Source organism: Mesorhizobium sp. M0195 (assembly GCF_040322115.1).
Classification (GTDB): Bacteria; Pseudomonadota; Alphaproteobacteria; order Rhizobiales; family Rhizobiaceae; genus Mesorhizobium.
Window position 1 is genome coordinate 1 of record NZ_JAMYSV010000009.1, and the last position, 16395, is coordinate 16395.

Sequence of the window (16395 nt, forward strand, 5' to 3'; positions counted from 1 at the left end):
CTATAGGGGAGTAGGGGAGTAGGGGAGTAGGGGAGTAGGGGAGTAGGGGAGTAGGGGAGTAGGGGAGTAGGGGAGTAGGGGGCATGCGTTCCGCAGTGCAATCTACACCTCACATACTGCCTTACTCCCCTATTGCCCTACTGGCTTCAAATGCCTTCGCCGGCAAGCTCCTCGGAAAGTGCGGCGACCTGGTCCTGGGCGCTGCGCATCATCGGGTAGATGCCGAGAACGCGCTGCCAGGCTTCAAGTGCCGACTGCTTGTGGCCGGTTTCGGCCATGATCTGAGCCAGGCCCGAAAGCGCGCCGAAATGGCGTGGTTCGAGCTGCAGGGTGCGGTCGATGTCCGCCATCGACTTCCCGTAGTTCTTCATCATGAAATGAACAGTGGCGCGCCGGTTCCAGCCTTCCGCATAGGTCGGCTGCAAAGTCACCGCCTGATCGAGAAAATCGAGCGCGACATCGAATTTCTGATTTTCGATTGCCTTCTGCGACCATTGCATCATCAGGTCGATAGAGGCGCTGCCCGACTGGGACCACTCGCTGCCGATCCGTCCGGCGATGCGCTCGGCCGCCTTTTCATTGCGTTCGCGCTTGAGATCGGCAAACAGCTGATCGAGCCGCGCCTGTTTCGTCTTGACGACCGGAGGTGCTGTCGGCGGAGTTGTGGTCGGATCTTCAGCCCACGCCGGCAGCGAGACAGCGCCGGAAACGAGGAAAGCCGTGAAAAATGCAAAAAGAATCCGCATCGCGGGAATCTAGCCCCCGACGCCGGATCGTCAAACTGAATTTAGCGTGAGTGTCGTATCATGCGAACGGAGGCGCGCAGCCTCCGTCGAAAACTCAACCCTGGCGCGCCTTGTAGCGCGGCGCGGTCTTGTTGATGATGTAGATGCGGCCCTTGCGACGAACCAGCTGGTTGTCGCGGTGACGCGCCTTCAACGCCTTGAGCGAATTCTTGATTTTCATGGTCTTGCCCGTCGGTCTGGGCCCGGTCACGGGCCGAATTATTAAGGCGCGCCCACAGACGCGCCTTTGAACTGTGCGTGGCTCATAGACGAGGAGCGTTGCCCGTGTCAACCGCAAGCGCGTTGCCTAAACGATACGGACCGTTTCGTATCATCAAATATCCGCCACTGGCGCCTTGCGGCATTGCGCAGGCTTGCGACGGCTGGAATGATGCGGTTGCGAATTGGAGATCGTCATGCGCCGAATTCTTGTGTCCGCCTGTCTTGTCGTCCTCGCGGCAGGCTCTGTTGCCCATGCGCAGGAATGCGACCGCAACGACGACAGCCAGCAGATGATGAACATCTGCGCCGACGCGGACTACAAATCCGCCGACGCCAAGCTCAACAAGGCCTACCAGGATCTCATCGGCGGAAGTGACGCAAAAGCCAGGAAGCTGTTGCAGACGGCGCAGCGCGCCTGGATCGCTTTTCGCGACGCGGAATGCAGCTATTCCGCCGCGGACAGCGAAGGCGGCTCGATCTATCCGATGCTGATATCGGAATGCCTGACGCGGCTGACCGACGATCGCACTAAGCAGCTCACCGCCGATTCGACCTGCGCAGAAGGCGATGTGAGCTGCGCCAGCCCCGACGAGGACGAGAGCGGCGACATCCAGTAAGCGTAGGTTCTAACTTTGTGTTTGAGCATGATCTTTTCCGAAACCGGATTCCACTTTTCGCTAGCGCGGACCTTCGGTTCGGGATCATGCTCTAGCTGCGGCGGCTCACGCGCGTAAAATGGCCCATCTTGCGGCCGGGCCGCGCCTCGGCCTTGCCATAGAGGTGCAGCATCAGATCGGGCTCGGCGAGCAGCTCAGGAACGCGCCGGATGTCGTCGCCGATCAGGTTTTCCATGACGCAGTCGAACTGCCGGGCGGGACTTCCCAGCGGCAGGCCGGCGACGGCGCGGATGTGCTGCTCGAATTGCGAGATGGTGCAGGCGGCCTCCGTCCAGTGACCGGAATTGTGGACGCGCGGCGCTATCTCGTTGACCAACAGCGAACCGTCGGCAAGGACAAAGAATTCGACGCCGATGACGCCGACATAGTCGAGCGCTGCAAGGATCTCCGCCGCCGCCGTTTGAGCCGCAGCCGCCGTCTCGGATTCTACTCCGGCCGGCAGCGTCGAGCTGTGCAGAATACCGTTGCGATGGACATTCCACGCTGGATCGTAGGCGGCGAGCGAGCCGTCGCTGCCGCGCGCGGCGATCACCGAAACCTCGCGCTCGAAGGTGACGAAGGATTCCAGGATCAACGGCACGTTGCCCATCGCCTCGCAAGTGCCGGCAAAGCCGCCTGTTTCCATGTTGCGGAAGACACGCTGGCCCTTGCCGTCATAGCCCATGCGGCGCGTCTTCAATATGCCGCTGCCGTTGAACTGTTTCAGCGCAGCCGTCAGTTCCTCGTCATTGTCGACGGGACTGAAATCCGCGGTCGGTATGCCGATACCATTGAGGAATTTCTTTTCCGCCAGCCGGTCCTGCGCCACTTCCAGTGCGCGTGCCGGCGGATAGACCGGCACCGTAGAGGCAAGTGCCGCGGCAGCCGCGACCGGAACGTTCTCGAATTCATAAGTAACGACGGCACTGGCCGCAGCCAGCTCGCCAAGCGCGGCCGCGTCGTCGTAGGCGGCGACGATCTGCCGGTTGGCGACCTGTGCCGCCGGGCAATCCGGCTGCGGCTCCAGCACGACGATGCGATAGCCGAGGCGGGCCGCGGCCATCGCCAGCATGCGGCCCAGCTGGCCGCCGCCGATGATGCCGATGCTCGATCCCGCCGGCAGGCTCACGGCGCGTCCGTGGGCTCGGCGGCCACCTTGGCGGTCTGCGCGGCGCGCCAGCTATCCAGCCGGGCGGCGAGCTTTTCGTCGCTCAGCGCCAGCACCGCGGCGGCGAGAAGGGCAGCGTTGGCAGCGCCGGCCTTGCCGATGGCCAAAGTGCCGACCGGAATGCCGGCCGGCATCTGCACGATTGATAGCAGCGAATCCTGGCCCGACAGCGTCTTTGATTCCACCGGCACGCCGAGCACCGGCAGCGGCGTCATCGCCGCCGTCATGCCGGGCAGATGCGCCGCACCCCCGGCACCGGCGATGATCACCTTGTAGCCGGCCGCCTTGGCGCCCTTGGCGAACTCATAGAGCCGGTCGGGCGTGCGGTGGGCCGAGACAATCAGCCGCTTGTGCGAAATGCCAAGCGCCTCAAGCGTTTCGGCGGCGTGGCGCATCGTCGCCCAGTCGGACTGGCTGCCCATGATGATGGCGACGTCGGCGCGGTGATCGTCCAAGCTTCTGCTCTCCGGCGGCAAAGGCGCGCATTAGCGGAAATCGAGGGGAGCCGCAAGGATGGCCGGAAACGGCAAAGCCGCTTGTGCCGTCTGCGTGGCTACGCACATGGACTTGGGCGGTCTGTCATCGGGCGGCCGCTGCTCGGAAGCGGTTGACGAAGTCGTCAAGTTCAGGCCGTTCGGTATCGGAAATCGCCCAGTAGGAAAAGGCGCTGTCGCTCCAGTGGACCAGCGAGAAGCCACCAGCAGAAAGATCGACCGGTCCGGCTGTCGAGCCGGTTTCCTCGGGCGCGGCGACGAGAGTGATCAGGTGCTCGCGGTGCCTGTAGACCAGTGCCGGCACTGGCTGGTCGGCGATCACCTCGACTCGGCCGCCGAGCAACGCGAAGCCGTCACTGGCAAGGTCAGGTGCCGGCGGCGACAGGCCGACCCTGCCATCCAGCCAGGGTTTGACCGTGTGCCGGTCCGACGAGACGACGTCCACCGGGCTGGCTGCCAGCAGGCTGCGGCGGTGGCCGTTGGCGACCGCGGCGGCAAAGCTGTCGGGCGCCCTGCTCAGCATCATCCACTGCGTCGCGCCGCTGGCCAGCACGGCGGTAACGACGATCGACGCCGCCAGCGCGCGCCAGTCGAACGCGCCAAATCGGTGCACGGCTCTGTGTGCCGGCGGCACTCGAGCGGCGGGCGCCGGCGCCGGCAGCACTTTCTCCGTACCGGCTGTCCCGATTGCAGCGATGCGAGCCTTGAAATCCTCACGGACATCGAGCCTCGGCAGCCCGCTGACGACCGTCTGCAGCGCAACGATGCGGGCATGATCGGCGGCGAGCGCCGGGTCGGCGGCGATGCGTCGCTCGACAGCCAATGCTGCTGCTGCGTCGAGCTCGCCATCGACCAAGGCGTGGATCATCAGCGCCACGCCCGCCGGGTCATCGGGCAGTCCATCGTTGTGCGCGCTCATGGCGCCCTCCCAAGTTGGGATATCAGCAGACCGCGCGCCCTCGCCAGCCGCGACATCACCGTGCCTAGCGGCACGCCAAGCAGCGTCGCGATCTCGCGATAGCTGAGGCCGTTGACGTCGCGCAGCACCACAGTCTCGCGAAATTGGTGCGGCAGCGCGGCGATCGCCGCCTCGAGTGCGGCCGTGTCGGCCTTGGCGATCAGGCTTGCCTCAGGATTATCCGTATCCGGCAGGCCGGCGCCATATGCAGCCGTCATGTCATCGAGGTCGCTCAGGTCGCCGACGGCGACGATACTGCGCGGCCGGTTGCGCGCCAGCCAGGAGTAAGAGGCGTTGCGCACGATCGCCAGCAGCCAAGCGCGCGCATTGCCGCCGGCATAGCCGGCGATGCCCGCATGCGCCTTCAAACAGGCCTCCTGCACCACATCCTCCGCATCGGCTGCGTTGCCCGTCAGCCAGCGGGCAAGCGCAAGCGCATCCGCGAGATGGGGCAGAACCACCTCGCGAAAGCGCTCGGTCGCGGCCTCTTGGTTCAACACCGTCGCATCGCCCGGCATCCCGGGCAGAACCTTCCGAAAATCCTCACGGAGCGACGGTGATCCTGCCCTGCATGTGCGGGTGAAGCCCGCAGAAATAGGCATAGTCGCCCACTTTGGTGAAGGTGAAGGCATATGTGTCACCGGTGTCAAGCGCCTTGGAGCGAAACGAGGCATCGTTGGCGACCACCAGATGCGGGATGTCGTCGTCATTCTCGAAGGTCACGGTGTGCCCTGCTTTATCGTCAGCACCGCCGGTGTGAAGGCAAAGTTCTCGATCTTGACCATTGGCTGGTCTGCTGCGTTCAGTGGCATGGCAACCATTATCAGGATCGCCGCCAAACCGAACGTGACAGGGGATACGACCAAGACGCGGGATGGGAAGCGGATCATCGCATTTCTCCTCAAGCCAGCGTGCTGTCGATGATGGCGAGGTCCTGCCCGCCTTGCTTGACCGTCACGCTGCTCGTGCCGAGCAGGCTGCGCAACTGGCCGGCAGGCACCGTCATCGGCCCGGGTGAGGCTGCGGTGCCCGGCGCCGGTTGCGGGAAAGCGGTCGAGCGCGCGGTATGGAAGGTAACGTTGCCTTCGACCTTCTGCATGATCTGGTGGATATGGCCGTTGAGTACGGTGACAGAGCCGAAGCGCTTGAGCAGGGCCAAGGCCTGCGCCGCGTCGTCGGTGCCCCAGCCCCATTCGGGATAAACAGCCCATAGCGGGATGTGGGCAAAGACGACGATTGGCGTCGAGGCGGTGACCGCCTTCAGATCATCGGCCAACCATGCCAACTGGTCGGCGCCGAGATTGCCCAGCCCTCCAGCCTTCAGGTTGACGACGTTGACCAGCCCGATGAAATGGACGCCGTTCTGGTCGAACGAATACCAGCCAGCGCCCTTGGTGCCTTTGCCGTAGCGGTCGAGATAGGCCTGGCCATTGCCGTCATCGATCAGGTCGTGCTCACCGGGCACATAATGTACGTCGAAGCCTGCGCCGCCGATGATCTGGGCAGCGTTGTCGAACTGCGCGACTTTCGACAAATGGGTGATGTCGCCGGTGTGGATCATGAAAGCGGGCTTTTGCGGCAACGCCTGGATCTTGCCGATGGCCTCCTTCAGCGTGTCGATGGCGTGCGGGTTGGCAGCCTTGTCGAAGCCGATGTGGCTGTCGGAGATCTGGAGGAAAGTGAAGCCGGTGGCCAAGGCTTCTGCGGCTTGCGCCGCGCCGAGCAGGCTGAGCGAAACCGGCACGCCGGCCGAAATCGTCCATAGCACTCCCGTGCCGGCCCAGATCATGCATTCCAGTGCATGACGGCGGCTGATGCCGTCAGCTTCATTGTCGTGGTGGTGGGTCATACCGGTCTCCTGCAACGCCGGAAATGGCGTCTGCTTGGGAGACCAATGGGCGGGGTGGTTTATTCCGCCCGACGACCAAAAAGTCATTCACAGTGCCGTGATGGCGCAATGGCCCGATGCCAAGCCGGCGCTGGAAGGCACTGGCTCGACCACGTTATGGCGATGTCTAGTCCGGCCAGCGCAAGGCCCCGGCGGACTGCTTGCGAGCGGGTTTCATCGCATCCGCAGGACGCTCCTTCGCGGTCAGCACGGCGCGAAGCTGCTCGGCGACGATTTCTGCCTCGCCGGGGTGCAGGTTGCACGGATCAAGGAAGAAGTGACCGCGCTCGACCTCGTGGTTGCGCACGATGATGGGGGGCGAGCCCGCCGCCAGCGCCGAGGCAAGGCCGGCGGCGGTGAACCTGCTTTCAGGCGTAACAAACACCTGCAGGCGGTCGAGCGGATTGGCGGTCGGATCGGGAATGATATGCGCGGCGATACCGGGCAGTCCTTGCAATGCGTCTTTCCACAGATGCAGGGCGGCTTCCTCCCGCTGACGGATGCCGGCATGGTCGCGCCGCTCCCAGGCTTCCAGGGCCGCCATGGTGCCGGCAATGCTTTCCTTGCCCACCTTCATCGCCCGCGCAACGCCACGATTCTGGAGATAGGCGGCCCGCACCAGATCCTTGCGCCCCGTCACGATGCCGCTTGTCGGTCCGCTGAGGAACTTGTGCCCGCTATAGACGACGATGTCGGCGCCGCGTGCGAGAAAGCCGCGCAGGTCGTATTCGGAGGCGGCGTCGACGATCACCGGCACGCCCTTGGCGTGGCAGATCTCGCAGAACTCCTCGAGCGAAAGCATGCCGTATTGCACCGTGTGGTGCGCAACTACGTAGAGGCCGGCCGCGGTGCGGTCGCGGATCGCGTCGCGCACATGATAATCCTGCGTCACGCTGACCGTGCCGGCGGGTATTGTCTTCGCCCCGGCCAACCGGATCGACTGGTCGATCGGCGCGCCGTAATTGACGATATGACCGAGCTGGACGATGACCTCCGACTTGAGGCCCTCAGTGTCGTCCGGCAGCCGCTCGATCGCAAGAAGGCTTGTTCCGGTCATCGCGCCGGCAATCGCCATGGTTATGCCGCTGGCGCAGCACGCGGTGATGAAGCCGGCCTCGCCGCCGGTGAGGCGTGCAATCACAGTACTTGCGGCGCGCTGCAGATCGTCCATCTCGACCCATTGCGAGGCGATTTCCGACATTGCGGCAATCGCTTCTGGCACGATGATCGAAGCGCCGAGCGCCGTCATCGTACCGGAAACGTTGATGATCGGGCGAAGGCCAAGCCGTTCGCGGATTGTCGTGTTGGAACGGTCAGCGGCATAGGTCGTCATCTCTGCAGATCCTGTTCGAACGATTTCAGGCGATCTCGACGACCGCCTCGATTTCAACTGTGATGTTGCCCGGCAGCGAGCCGACACCGATTGCCGAGCGGGCATGTCCGCCGATCTTATCAAAGACGGCCGCGAAAAGATCGGAACAGCCATTCACCACCTTGGGGTGCTCGCTGAATGTCGGCGTCGCATTGACAAAGCCAAGCAGCTTGACGACGCGCACGACGCGGCCGAGGTCGCCGGCCGCCGCATGCATGACGGCGAGCAGGTTCAGGCCGGTCAGACGCGCATGATCATAGGCCTCTTCAACGCTGACGTCGTCGCCGACCTTGCCGGTGCAGAGCGCGCCATCGGCGCGCAACGGCCCCTGGCCGGAGAGGAAGATCAGCCGTCCGCTCTCGGCATAGGTGACGAAGTTGGCGATGGGCTTCGGCGGCTCGGGCAGTGTCAGGCCCAATTCCGCGAGCCGGATGTAAGGCGTCATAAAAGCTCCTTGCGACAGCTTTCGCCGTCCGATGTCAAAAATGCGAGGCGCGAAATCGCGCCAGGAAGCTGCGAAGGCGTTCATTGTCGAAGCCCGCCGCCAGAATCTCGGCGGGTGGTCCGACGGCGCTGACGCCGCCGTCCGCCATGAAAACGATGCGGCTCGATGCATCGCGTGCAAAAGCCATCTCATGCGTGACCATCAGCATCGTCATGCCGTCTTCGGCAAGGCTGCGAACGACCTCGAGCACCTCGCCAACCAGTTCGGGGTCGAGCGCCGAAGTTATCTCGTCGAGAAGCAGTATCTTCGGCTCCATCGCCACGGCGCGGGCGATGCCGACGCGCTGCTGTTGGCCGCCGGACAACTCGGCCGGCAGGCTATCGGCCTTGTGGGCGAGGCCGACCCGGCCGAGCCAGTGCTCGGCAATGGTGCGGGCCTCGGCATTGCTCTTGCCGCGCACCTTGCGCAGGCCAAGCATGATGTTGCCGGCGGCAGTCAAATGCGGAAACAGATTGAAGCTCTGGAACACCATTCCGGTCTCGGCTCGCATCGCCGCCAGGTCGCGCTCGCTGCGTCGCTGGCGTGTTCCCGTCTCGCGATAGCCGACCTCCTTGCCATCGATACGGATCGAGCCGCTGTCGTAGCTCTCCAGGAAGTTGACGCAGCGCAGCAGCGTGGTCTTGCCGCTGCCGGAAGGGCCGATGACAGTCACCACCTCGCCGCGTGTCACCTTGAGACTGACCGAGCGCAGGACCTCGACGGATCCAAAGGCTTTGGAAACCTCGGAGACATCGAGAAGTGCCGGATTCTGGTGCGAGGCATTGGACATCTTGCTATTCCCGGATGAAGGAGAAACGCTGCTCCAGCCGCCGGCTGGCCAAGGAGAGGGCGTAGTTGACGGCGAAGTAGACGAGCGCACCGAGAATGTAGAGCGGCATCGCCTCATAGGTGCGGCCGATGACCTGGTTGATTGCCTGCATCAGGTCGGTGATGCCGAGCAGCGAGACCAGCGCGCTGCCCTTCACCGCGTCGGTCACGCCATTGATCCAGGGTGGCAGGAACCGCCTGAACGCCTGCGGAAAAATGACGTAGGCCAGCCGCTGACGAAAGGTCAGTCCGATCGCCATCGCCGCCTCGGACTGACCCTTGGGAATCGAGCCGACGGCGCCCCTCAGATATTCGACCACTTGTGCGGTCTTGAAGAGGGTGAGGGCGAGTACGGCCGCCCAAAAGGATTCGAGATGCAGCCCCACCGCGGGCAGGCCGTAATAGACGAAGAAGATCAGCACCAGGATCGGAATGCCGCGTATGGTGTCGCTGAAGATGCGCACTGCCCAGCGCAGCGGAGCCGGACCGTAGACAAGGCCGACGCCCATCAGCACGCCGGCGATGAGCGATAGCACTACGACCAGCAGCGACACCCACAAGGTCACGGCAAAGCCTTCGGCGAGGAACGGCAAGGCGTAAATGATCTGGCTCAGCATCTCAGCGCGCCGCCTTGAACCGGCGCTCGACCAGCCGCAACGCGAAAAGCAGTGCATAGCCGGTCAACAGGTACATCGCCGTCACCACCAGATAGACTTCGACAATGCGGAACGTGTTGAAGTTGATCCACTGGGCGCCGTAGGTGAGCTCGGGTACCGAGATGACCGATGCCACGGACGTGTCCTTGAAGAGCGATATGAATGTGTTGGAAAGCGCCGGCAGCGTTATGCGCAGCATCGTCGGCAGGCGCACATGGAGCAGCCTTTGCCATGGCGTCAGGCCGATTGCCTTGCCGGCGTCGAGCTGTCCGCGCGGTACCGCCTCGAGCCCCGAGCGAAACACCTCGACCAGGTAGGCGCCGCTGTAGAGCGATAGCGTGGCAATAAATGAGGTTTGCGCACTGTAGGCAATGTCGATCACCGTCGGCAGGCCGTAGAAGACCAGATAGACGAGCAGGATCAGCGGCACGTTGCGGATGAACTCGACATAGGCCGCGATGATGGTCCGCACCGCACGTCCGGCCGATACGTACCAGACCGCCAGAACGAGCCCGATGACGATGCCGATCGCGATCGAGATGACGGCCAGTTCGAGGCTTAACAGCAGTCCGCCCCAGAGCTTGTCGAAATGCCGCCAGATCAGGTTGAAGTTGAGGGTATAACCCATGCATCCCCGTCATAGAGGGCTGTGATGAGAGGGGGGCGGAAGGACGTTTGTCCTTCCGCCTGCTTGCATCAGATGACCGGGAAACCGGGATGGCGGGCCGGCGGCTCCTGTCCGAAATAATCCTTGAACGCAGCGTCGTAGAGTGCCGTTTCATGGCCGAACATGGCGATGGTGAAGGTCTGGTTGACGAAGGTCAGCCAGTCGAGGTCGCCCTGCCGCAGTGCGGCGCCATAAAGCATCGAGAACCAGCTCTTGCCGGCATCGAAGTATTTGTCCGGATTGCGCGAGGCGAGCCAGCGGACCGTTGACAGATCAACCGCGGCAGCGTCGACGCGCTTGGATTCCAGGGCCTGCAGCACGTTGGCCTGCGTGTCTATCTGCATCACCTGCGACTCCGGCAGCACGATATGCACATTTGCCTCGGCATCAACGTTTTGCAGGATGGAAATCCGGGTCGCCGAACCGGCGGCAAGCAGCTTGTCGAAGGTCTTGTTTTCGGCGTTCGGAAGGGTCAGCAAGGCGATGCCTTCGACGTAGTAGGGCCTGGAGAAGTGGATCAGCTGCGAGCGCTGGGCGGTCATGGTCATGAACTGGATGGTGATGTCGACCTTGTTGGTGGTCACGTTCGGAATGCGCTGAGCCGGATCCTGCATGACGAATTCGACTTTGGTCGGGTCGTCGAAGAGCCCCTTGGCGAGAATGCGACCCATGGTGATGTCCATGCCCACCAGTTCGCCGGCGTCGTTCTCGAAATGCCAGGGCGCATTGGTGCTGCCGGTGCCGACGATCACCTTGCCGCGCTCGAGGACGGTGCGCAGCAGGCTGTCCGGCGCTGCCTGGGCCGCCGCTTTCTGAACGTCGACCGCGGTAGCGGCGCTCATCACTCCGGCCGTTGCAAGCCCGGCCATTCCCAGTTTCAGAAATTCACGTCTTTTGGATGTGTCGTTCACGGCGACCTCCTTTCGTGTTGTGTTCCCCTTTGGACCAGCGATACAGGCATCGGTTGCAACTGATGTAATTGTCTCTTACAACAGACGCCTGTACTCTGTACAAGACAGATTAACATCAGGGATCGATAATGCAAGATGGCAACGCCTTGGCCGCTCGACCGGACGTCGGATTGGACGAGGACAAGACCTCGGGGTCTCGGGAGAAGGGTCTCAACCGGGTTCTCCAGATTTTGGAGTTTCTCCACACGACCCAGCGCGCGATCGGCGTTGGCGACCTTGCCAAGGGAGTGAACGCGCCGCGTTCGACGACCTATACGCTGGTGCGCTCGCTGGTCGACGCAGGCCTGCTGGAGATGGCCGGAGACGGCAATCGGGTTTATTTCGGAAAGAAGCTTTATCTCTACGGAATGGACTATGTGCGGGGCAACGACCTGCTCAGGCGAGGGCGCCAGGAAGTCGACCATCTGTCGCGCGAGACCGGCGAGACCTCGGAGCTGTGCATGCTGCAAAGCGGCCGCTATACCATCGTCCATTCAAGCCCGGGAACGAGGCCATTCAGGATCAGTTCGGCGACGGGTCTGCAAATACCGCTTCCCTGGACAGCTTCCGGGCGGCTGCTCCTCGCCGGGTTCGACAGGGCGGCGATCGAGGATATGGTCTCGGAAGACGATCTCGTGCTGCCGGACGGCCGCAGGTTGCGGCTCGACGATTTCATAGCCGACATCGCCGTCGCCAAATCGGCCGGCTACTGCGTCACCTCCGGCCTTGTCGATGCCTATACGAAATGCCTGGCCGCGCCGGTTTTTTCAGCGCCGGGCAGGGTCGAGGCGACGATGTGCCTGGTGGTTCCGATCGATACTTCGAGGGAAAAGACCGACGATCTGATAGCGCTGTTGCGCGAGCGCGCCGCGCGGCTTTCGATCGCGGCATAGCGCTTTTCCAGCAGGCCGGCGCCGGCGTTCGTTCAAGCAATAATGTCTGGAATGATCTTGTCTTCCAGCGCCATCAGCCTGTCCTTCAGGAAAAGCTTCTTTTTCTTCATGCGCTGGATCTGCAGCGGGTCGCAATTCATGGCGATCATCGCATTGATGGCCGCGTCGAAATCGGCGTGTTCCTGCTTCAGCCGGGAATATTCGAGGCGGATATCAGCCTGTTCCTGATCGGACATTTTTACCGTCTGCACGTCTGCGGCGCCCAAACACTGGGCCTGATTGGGCGGGACCGGGGCCTTCTTGCACCGGCGCGCAGCCCATACCACATTTCACATTGTCGTGGAATGCTACCACGCAGCATTCGACATCGGTGCTCGATGGTGGCACACTGTCATTATGCCGTCACAGAAGCGAGCCTGCGGTGGACGTGCCTTGGCGGCTGCAATCGAGGAAACCATGAAAGGGAGAACCAATCATGTCTCTTGCATCCCATCTTGATGAGCTGCAGCGGAAACACGGCGACATCGAACGGGAAATCGACGATGCGATGGCCCATCCATCGGTAGACGACCTCGAAATCGTGAATCTCAAGCGGCGCAAGCTGGCGCTCAAGGACGAGATTGAAAAACTGAAGGCGAAACCGACGACGCACTGAAGCCCTTCCAGGACTAGAAGCGCGCGCCGCCCGGCGCGCGTCTCTTTCCGGTGGCATATCGCTATGCTGCCGGAAATGCATGTGGATTTGCGGCAAGCTGCCGTCTTGTCATTTCCGATTTGCTAGGCCTGCGCGCCAGTCGCCATTGACAAGCCATCTTTGCTCCTCCACCTCATGCCCGGACCTTCAAGATTAAAGGCAGCCGGCATGACCGGATATTTTTCCTCACCCTTCCCACGCCGCAGGTCGGTCGGTGTCGATGTCGGCGGCGTGATTGTCGGCGGCGGCGCGCCGGTCGTCGTCCAGTCAATGACCAACACCGACACGGCCGATGTCGATCAGACGGTCGCACAGGTGGCGGCGCTGCATCGCGCCGGCTCCGAGATCGTGCGCATAACCGTCGATCGCGACGAAAGCGCTGCCGCCGTGCCGGCCATCCGCGAGCGGCTGGAACGACTCGGCATCGACGTGCCGCTGGTCGGCGATTTCCACTATATCGGCCACAAGCTCCTGGCCGACCACCCGGCCTGCGCCGAGGCACTGGCCAAATACCGCATCAATCCCGGCAATGTCGGCTTCAAGGACAAGAAAGACCGGCAGTTCGCCGCGATCGTCGAGATGGCGATCCGATACGACAAACCGGTACGCATCGGCGTCAATTGGGGTTCGCTCGACCAGGAGCTGCTGACCCGGCTGATGGACGACAACCAGGCCCAGGGCTTTCCGCTGACCGCCCAGGAAGTGACGCGCGAGGCAATCGTGCGGTCGGCAATCCTGTCGGCCGAAATGGCTGAAGAGATCGGCCTTGCCCGCGAGAAAATCATCCTGTCGGCCAAGGTCAGCGGCGTGCAGGATCTGATCGCCGTCTACACCGAGCTTGCCACCCGTTCCGACCATGCGCTGCACCTCGGCCTGACGGAGGCGGGCATGGGCTCGAAAGGCATCGTCGCCTCGTCCGCGGCCATGGGCATCCTGCTTCAGCAGGGCATTGGCGACACCATCCGCATCTCGCTGACGCCGGAGCCAAACGGCGACCGCACGCGCGAGGTGCAGGTGTCGCAGGAGCTGTTGCAGACCATGGGCTTCCGGCAGTTCGTGCCGATCGTCGCCGCCTGCCCGGGCTGCGGGCGCACAACCTCGACCGTGTTCCAGGAGCTTGCCCAGAACATCCAGGCCGACCTGCGCAAGAACATGCCGGTGTGGCGCGAACAATATCCCGGCGTCGAGAACCTCAAGGTCGCGGTGATGGGTTGCATCGTCAACGGTCCGGGCGAATCCAAACACGCCGATATCGGCATTTCGCTGCCCGGCACCGGTGAGACGCCGACCGCCCCGGTGTTCGTCGACGGCAAGAAGGCGGCGACCCTGCGCGGCCCGTCGATCGCCGCGGATTTCGAGAAAATGGTTTCCGACTACATCGAACGGCGGTTTGGGCAACACGGCAAAGCCGCGGCGGAGTAGTTCGATGCGGCGTTTGCTTGGGGCGACGCTGGTTGTCATTTCCGGGCTGGGCTGGGCGACAGCCGTCCAGGCCGATCCGCCGCGGCCCGCCAAGCAGAAGCTGATCGATCGAGTTTGCGATCTTATAGAGACGCATGCCGACCAGAACGGCCTGCCCCGGGATTTCTTTGCCCGGCTGATCTGGAAGGAGAGTCGTTTCGATCCCAACGCGGTCAGCCCCGTCGGCGCGGAGGGTATCGCCCAATTCATGCCGGGTACCGCCAAGATGCGCGGGCTCGCCAATTCGTTCGATATCGAGCAGGCTATCCCGGCCTCGGCAAAATATCTCGCCGAAATGAAGACCGGCTTTGGCAATCTGGGCCTCGCCGCCGCAGCCTACAATGCTGGCGAGAGCCGGGTGACGCGCTGGCTGAATTCCGGCGGATTCCTCCCGATGGAGACCGAAAGCTACGTCCTGGACGTTATGGGCGAGCCGGCCGACAAGTTCACCGATGCCGCGTATGCCGGCGTCATCCGGCCGCTCGACAAGAAGGCGAGTTTCGCTGCCGCTTGCCGCGAGCTGCCGGTGATCATGTCCAGAACCGTGCCGATGTCGTCGATCAACATCAAGCCGTGGGGCGTGCAGGTGGCCGGCAATTTCCGTCGCGCCGCGGCGCTCAATCAGTGGAGCAACGTGAAGCGCCGGTTTCCAGCCTTGCTCAGCGGTCGCGATCCGGTGGTCAGCCGGGTGCGCACACCGATCGGCAGGCGCGGCATCTATGCGGTGCGGATCGGCGCCGACACCAAAGCCAAGGCCGACGATATTTGCCAGAAACTGCACAGCGTGGGCGGCGCATGCATCGTGGTGCGCAATCGGTAAGCCATATGTCGGTGCGTTTTCGCGCCATTGCTGCCATCTTGCTCCCCGTGGGCACTTCGTCCTCGACACGTGAATCATATTTTTGGTGAACCGTTAACCAGGTCTTGCATCGTCGTCGATGCGGGGTAAGGTCCCCGCGATTTTTCGCGAAAGGGATCAGCATGGCCGGCTTCAAGACACTGGACGACATCGGCAATATCAGCGGCAAGCGTGTGCTGGTGCGTGTCGACCTCAACGTTCCCGTCACCGAGGGCAAGGTCACCGACGCCACCCGCATCGAGCGCATTGCGCCGACCATCGCCGAGCTCTCCGGCAAGGGAGCCAAGGTCATCCTGCTTGCCCATTTCGGCCGGCCCAAGGATGGACCGGCGCCCGAATTCTCACTCGAACCGATCGCCAGGGCGACGGCGGACGTGCTCGGCCGCCCCGTCGGCTTTGCCGCCGACTGCATCGGCGACAAGGCCGCAAATGCCGTTGCTGCCATGAACGGCGGCGACGTGCTGCTGCTCGAGAACACCCGCTTCCACAAGGGCGAGGAGAAGAACGACCCGGCCTTCACCGAAAAGCTCGCCGCTAACGGCGACATCTTCGTCAACGACGCCTTCTCTGCTGCGCACCGTGCCCATTCGTCGACAGAAGGGTTGGCGCATGTGCTGCCGGCCTTCGCTGGGCGCACCATGCAGGCCGAACTCGATGCGCTGGAAAAAGGGCTTGGCAATCCCGTCCGTCCGGTTGTCGCCATCGTCGGCGGCGCCAAGGTCTCGACCAAGATCGACCTGTTGATGAACCTTGTGAAGAAGGTCGACGCGCTGGTCATCGGCGGCGGCATGGCCAATACGTTTCTAGCGGCGCGCGGCACCGACGTCGGGAAATCCTTGTGCGAGCATGATCTCGCGACCACCGCCAAGCAGATCATGATCGAGGCGGCTGAGGCCGGCTGCGCCATCATCCTGCCCGCCGACGGCGTCGTCGCCAGGGAGTTCAGGGCCGGCGCCGCCAACGAGACCGTCGCCATAGCAGACGTGCCGGCCGACGGCATGATCCTCGATGTCGGCGCAAAGACCGTGAAAACCATTGCCGAATGGATCGACCGTGCCGCGACGCTGGTCTGGAACGGGCCGCTCGGCGCTTTCGAAATCGAGCCATTCGACCAGGCAACGGTGGCGACGGCCGGGCACGCGGCAGCGCGCACCAAGGCCGGCAGACTGGTCTCGGTTGCTGGCGGCGGCGACACGGTGGCGGCGCTCAACCATGCCGGCGTCAGCGATGATTTTACTTATGTATCGACGGCCGGCGGCGCTTTCCTCGAATGGATGGAAGGCAAGCCCTTGCCCGGCGTCGACGTCTTGAAGCGCTGAGCGCGACCGCAAGAGCAGCGCGAAGGAGTGCGCCCGCGACT

22 protein-coding genes are annotated in these 16395 nt (G+C 63.2%); 6 read left to right on the forward strand and 16 right to left on the reverse strand.

Annotation, left to right across the window (positions count from 1 at the left end; genetic code table 11):
* Positions 1-146: 146 nt before the first annotated feature.
* Together NKJ12_RS18340 and ykgO are read right to left on the reverse strand one after the other, a co-directional pair.
* Positions 147-746 carry a tetratricopeptide repeat protein gene (locus NKJ12_RS18340; protein WP_352687263.1) on the reverse strand — a complete coding sequence of 200 codons (600 nt, stop codon included), beginning with the start codon at positions 744-746 and terminating at the stop codon, positions 147-149.
* A 94-nt stretch (positions 747-840) separates the two neighbouring features.
* Positions 841-966, reverse strand: a complete 126-nt coding sequence (ykgO, locus tag NKJ12_RS18345; protein WP_006203764.1) for a type B 50S ribosomal protein L36 — start codon at positions 964-966, stop codon at positions 841-843.
* Between the two features lie 235 nt (positions 967-1201).
* Between ykgO and NKJ12_RS18350 the strand changes: the two genes are divergently transcribed.
* Positions 1202-1624, forward strand: a complete 423-nt coding sequence (locus NKJ12_RS18350) for a lysozyme inhibitor LprI family protein (RefSeq protein WP_352504986.1) — start codon at positions 1202-1204, stop codon at positions 1622-1624.
* 91 nt (positions 1625-1715) lie between these two features.
* Here the strand turns inward: NKJ12_RS18350 and NKJ12_RS18355 are convergent, their stop codons facing one another.
* The 13 genes from NKJ12_RS18355 to NKJ12_RS18410 all read right to left on the reverse strand — a co-directional run bounded on the left by NKJ12_RS18355 (position 1716) and on the right by NKJ12_RS18410 (position 11089).
* Positions 1716-2792: a 5-(carboxyamino)imidazole ribonucleotide synthase gene (locus tag NKJ12_RS18355; protein ID WP_352704289.1), complete on the reverse strand. Its 1077-nt coding sequence runs from the start codon at positions 2790-2792 to the stop codon at positions 1716-1718.
* Positions 2789-3286 (reverse strand): 5-(carboxyamino)imidazole ribonucleotide mutase, encoded by a 498-nt coding sequence (gene purE / locus NKJ12_RS18360; RefSeq protein WP_352504988.1) that lies wholly within the window; start codon positions 3284-3286, stop codon positions 2789-2791. Before purE ends, NKJ12_RS18355 begins: the two co-directional genes overlap by 4 nt.
* Before the next feature lie 124 nt (positions 3287-3410).
* Entirely contained in the window at positions 3411-4244 is an 834-nt protein-coding gene (locus NKJ12_RS18365; protein WP_352704291.1) for an anti-sigma factor family protein, read from the reverse strand.
* On the reverse strand, positions 4241-4801 hold the full coding sequence (locus NKJ12_RS18370; RefSeq protein WP_352880739.1) for a sigma-70 family RNA polymerase sigma factor: 561 nt from the start codon (positions 4799-4801) through the stop codon (positions 4241-4243). Before NKJ12_RS18370 ends, NKJ12_RS18365 begins: the two co-directional genes overlap by 4 nt.
* 25 nt (positions 4802-4826) lie before the next feature.
* Complete coding sequence (locus NKJ12_RS32280) at positions 4827-5006, reverse strand: cupredoxin domain-containing protein (RefSeq protein ID WP_502905718.1); 180 nt, start codon at positions 5004-5006, stop codon at positions 4827-4829.
* Positions 5003-5173, reverse strand: coding sequence for a hypothetical protein (locus NKJ12_RS32285; RefSeq protein WP_502905719.1), 171 nt, complete (start codon positions 5171-5173; stop codon positions 5003-5005). The genes NKJ12_RS32280 and NKJ12_RS32285 overlap by 4 nt, the downstream gene beginning before the upstream one ends.
* Before the next feature lie 11 nt (positions 5174-5184).
* Positions 5185-6132, reverse strand: coding sequence for a metallophosphoesterase family protein (locus NKJ12_RS18380; RefSeq protein WP_352504992.1), 948 nt, complete (start codon positions 6130-6132; stop codon positions 5185-5187).
* A 166-nt stretch (positions 6133-6298) separates the two neighbouring features.
* Entirely contained in the window at positions 6299-7504 is a 1206-nt protein-coding gene (locus NKJ12_RS18385; protein WP_352704293.1) for an aminotransferase class V-fold PLP-dependent enzyme, read from the reverse strand.
* A 25-nt stretch (positions 7505-7529) separates the two neighbouring features.
* Positions 7530-7988: a RidA family protein gene (locus NKJ12_RS18390; RefSeq protein WP_352704295.1), complete on the reverse strand. Its 459-nt coding sequence runs from the start codon at positions 7986-7988 to the stop codon at positions 7530-7532.
* A 34-nt stretch (positions 7989-8022) separates the two neighbouring features.
* Positions 8023-8817, reverse strand: a complete 795-nt coding sequence (locus NKJ12_RS18395) for an amino acid ABC transporter ATP-binding protein (RefSeq protein ID WP_352489302.1) — start codon at positions 8815-8817, stop codon at positions 8023-8025.
* A gap of 4 nt (positions 8818-8821) precedes the next feature.
* Positions 8822-9472, reverse strand: a complete 651-nt coding sequence (locus NKJ12_RS18400; protein WP_254816526.1) for an amino acid ABC transporter permease — start codon at positions 9470-9472, stop codon at positions 8822-8824.
* 1 nt (position 9473) lies between these two features.
* Complete coding sequence (locus NKJ12_RS18405) at positions 9474-10139, reverse strand: amino acid ABC transporter permease (protein ID WP_352650808.1); 666 nt, start codon at positions 10137-10139, stop codon at positions 9474-9476.
* A gap of 68 nt (positions 10140-10207) precedes the next feature.
* Positions 10208-11089, reverse strand: a complete 882-nt coding sequence (locus NKJ12_RS18410) for a transporter substrate-binding protein (RefSeq protein ID WP_254816528.1) — start codon at positions 11087-11089, stop codon at positions 10208-10210.
* Positions 11090-11217: 128 nt separating this feature from the next.
* Here NKJ12_RS18410 and NKJ12_RS18415 point away from each other — a divergent pair, with 128 nt between their 5' ends.
* Complete coding sequence (locus tag NKJ12_RS18415) at positions 11218-12021, forward strand: IclR family transcriptional regulator (RefSeq protein WP_352704297.1); 804 nt, start codon at positions 11218-11220, stop codon at positions 12019-12021.
* 32 nt (positions 12022-12053) lie between these two features.
* Here NKJ12_RS18415 and NKJ12_RS18420 read toward each other — a convergent pair whose 3' ends face one another.
* On the reverse strand, positions 12054-12257 hold the full coding sequence (locus tag NKJ12_RS18420; protein WP_023678480.1) for a YdcH family protein: 204 nt from the start codon (positions 12255-12257) through the stop codon (positions 12054-12056).
* Between the two features lie 239 nt (positions 12258-12496).
* Between NKJ12_RS18420 and NKJ12_RS18425 the strand changes: the two genes are divergently transcribed.
* From NKJ12_RS18425 to NKJ12_RS18440, 4 genes are all read left to right on the forward strand, one after another.
* Complete coding sequence (locus NKJ12_RS18425; protein ID WP_254816530.1) at positions 12497-12676, forward strand: YdcH family protein; 180 nt, start codon at positions 12497-12499, stop codon at positions 12674-12676.
* A 207-nt stretch (positions 12677-12883) separates the two neighbouring features.
* Complete coding sequence (gene ispG / locus NKJ12_RS18430) at positions 12884-14137, forward strand: flavodoxin-dependent (E)-4-hydroxy-3-methylbut-2-enyl-diphosphate synthase (RefSeq protein WP_352476160.1); 1254 nt, start codon at positions 12884-12886, stop codon at positions 14135-14137.
* Positions 14138-14141: 4 nt separating this feature from the next.
* A complete protein-coding gene (locus NKJ12_RS18435) occupies positions 14142-14996 on the forward strand; it encodes a lytic transglycosylase domain-containing protein (RefSeq protein WP_352704299.1) in 855 nt (284 codons plus the stop codon).
* A 161-nt stretch (positions 14997-15157) separates the two neighbouring features.
* Positions 15158-16354 carry a phosphoglycerate kinase gene (locus tag NKJ12_RS18440; protein ID WP_352704301.1) on the forward strand — a complete coding sequence of 399 codons (1197 nt, stop codon included), beginning with the start codon at positions 15158-15160 and terminating at the stop codon, positions 16352-16354.
* Positions 16355-16395: the final 41 nt, after the last annotated feature.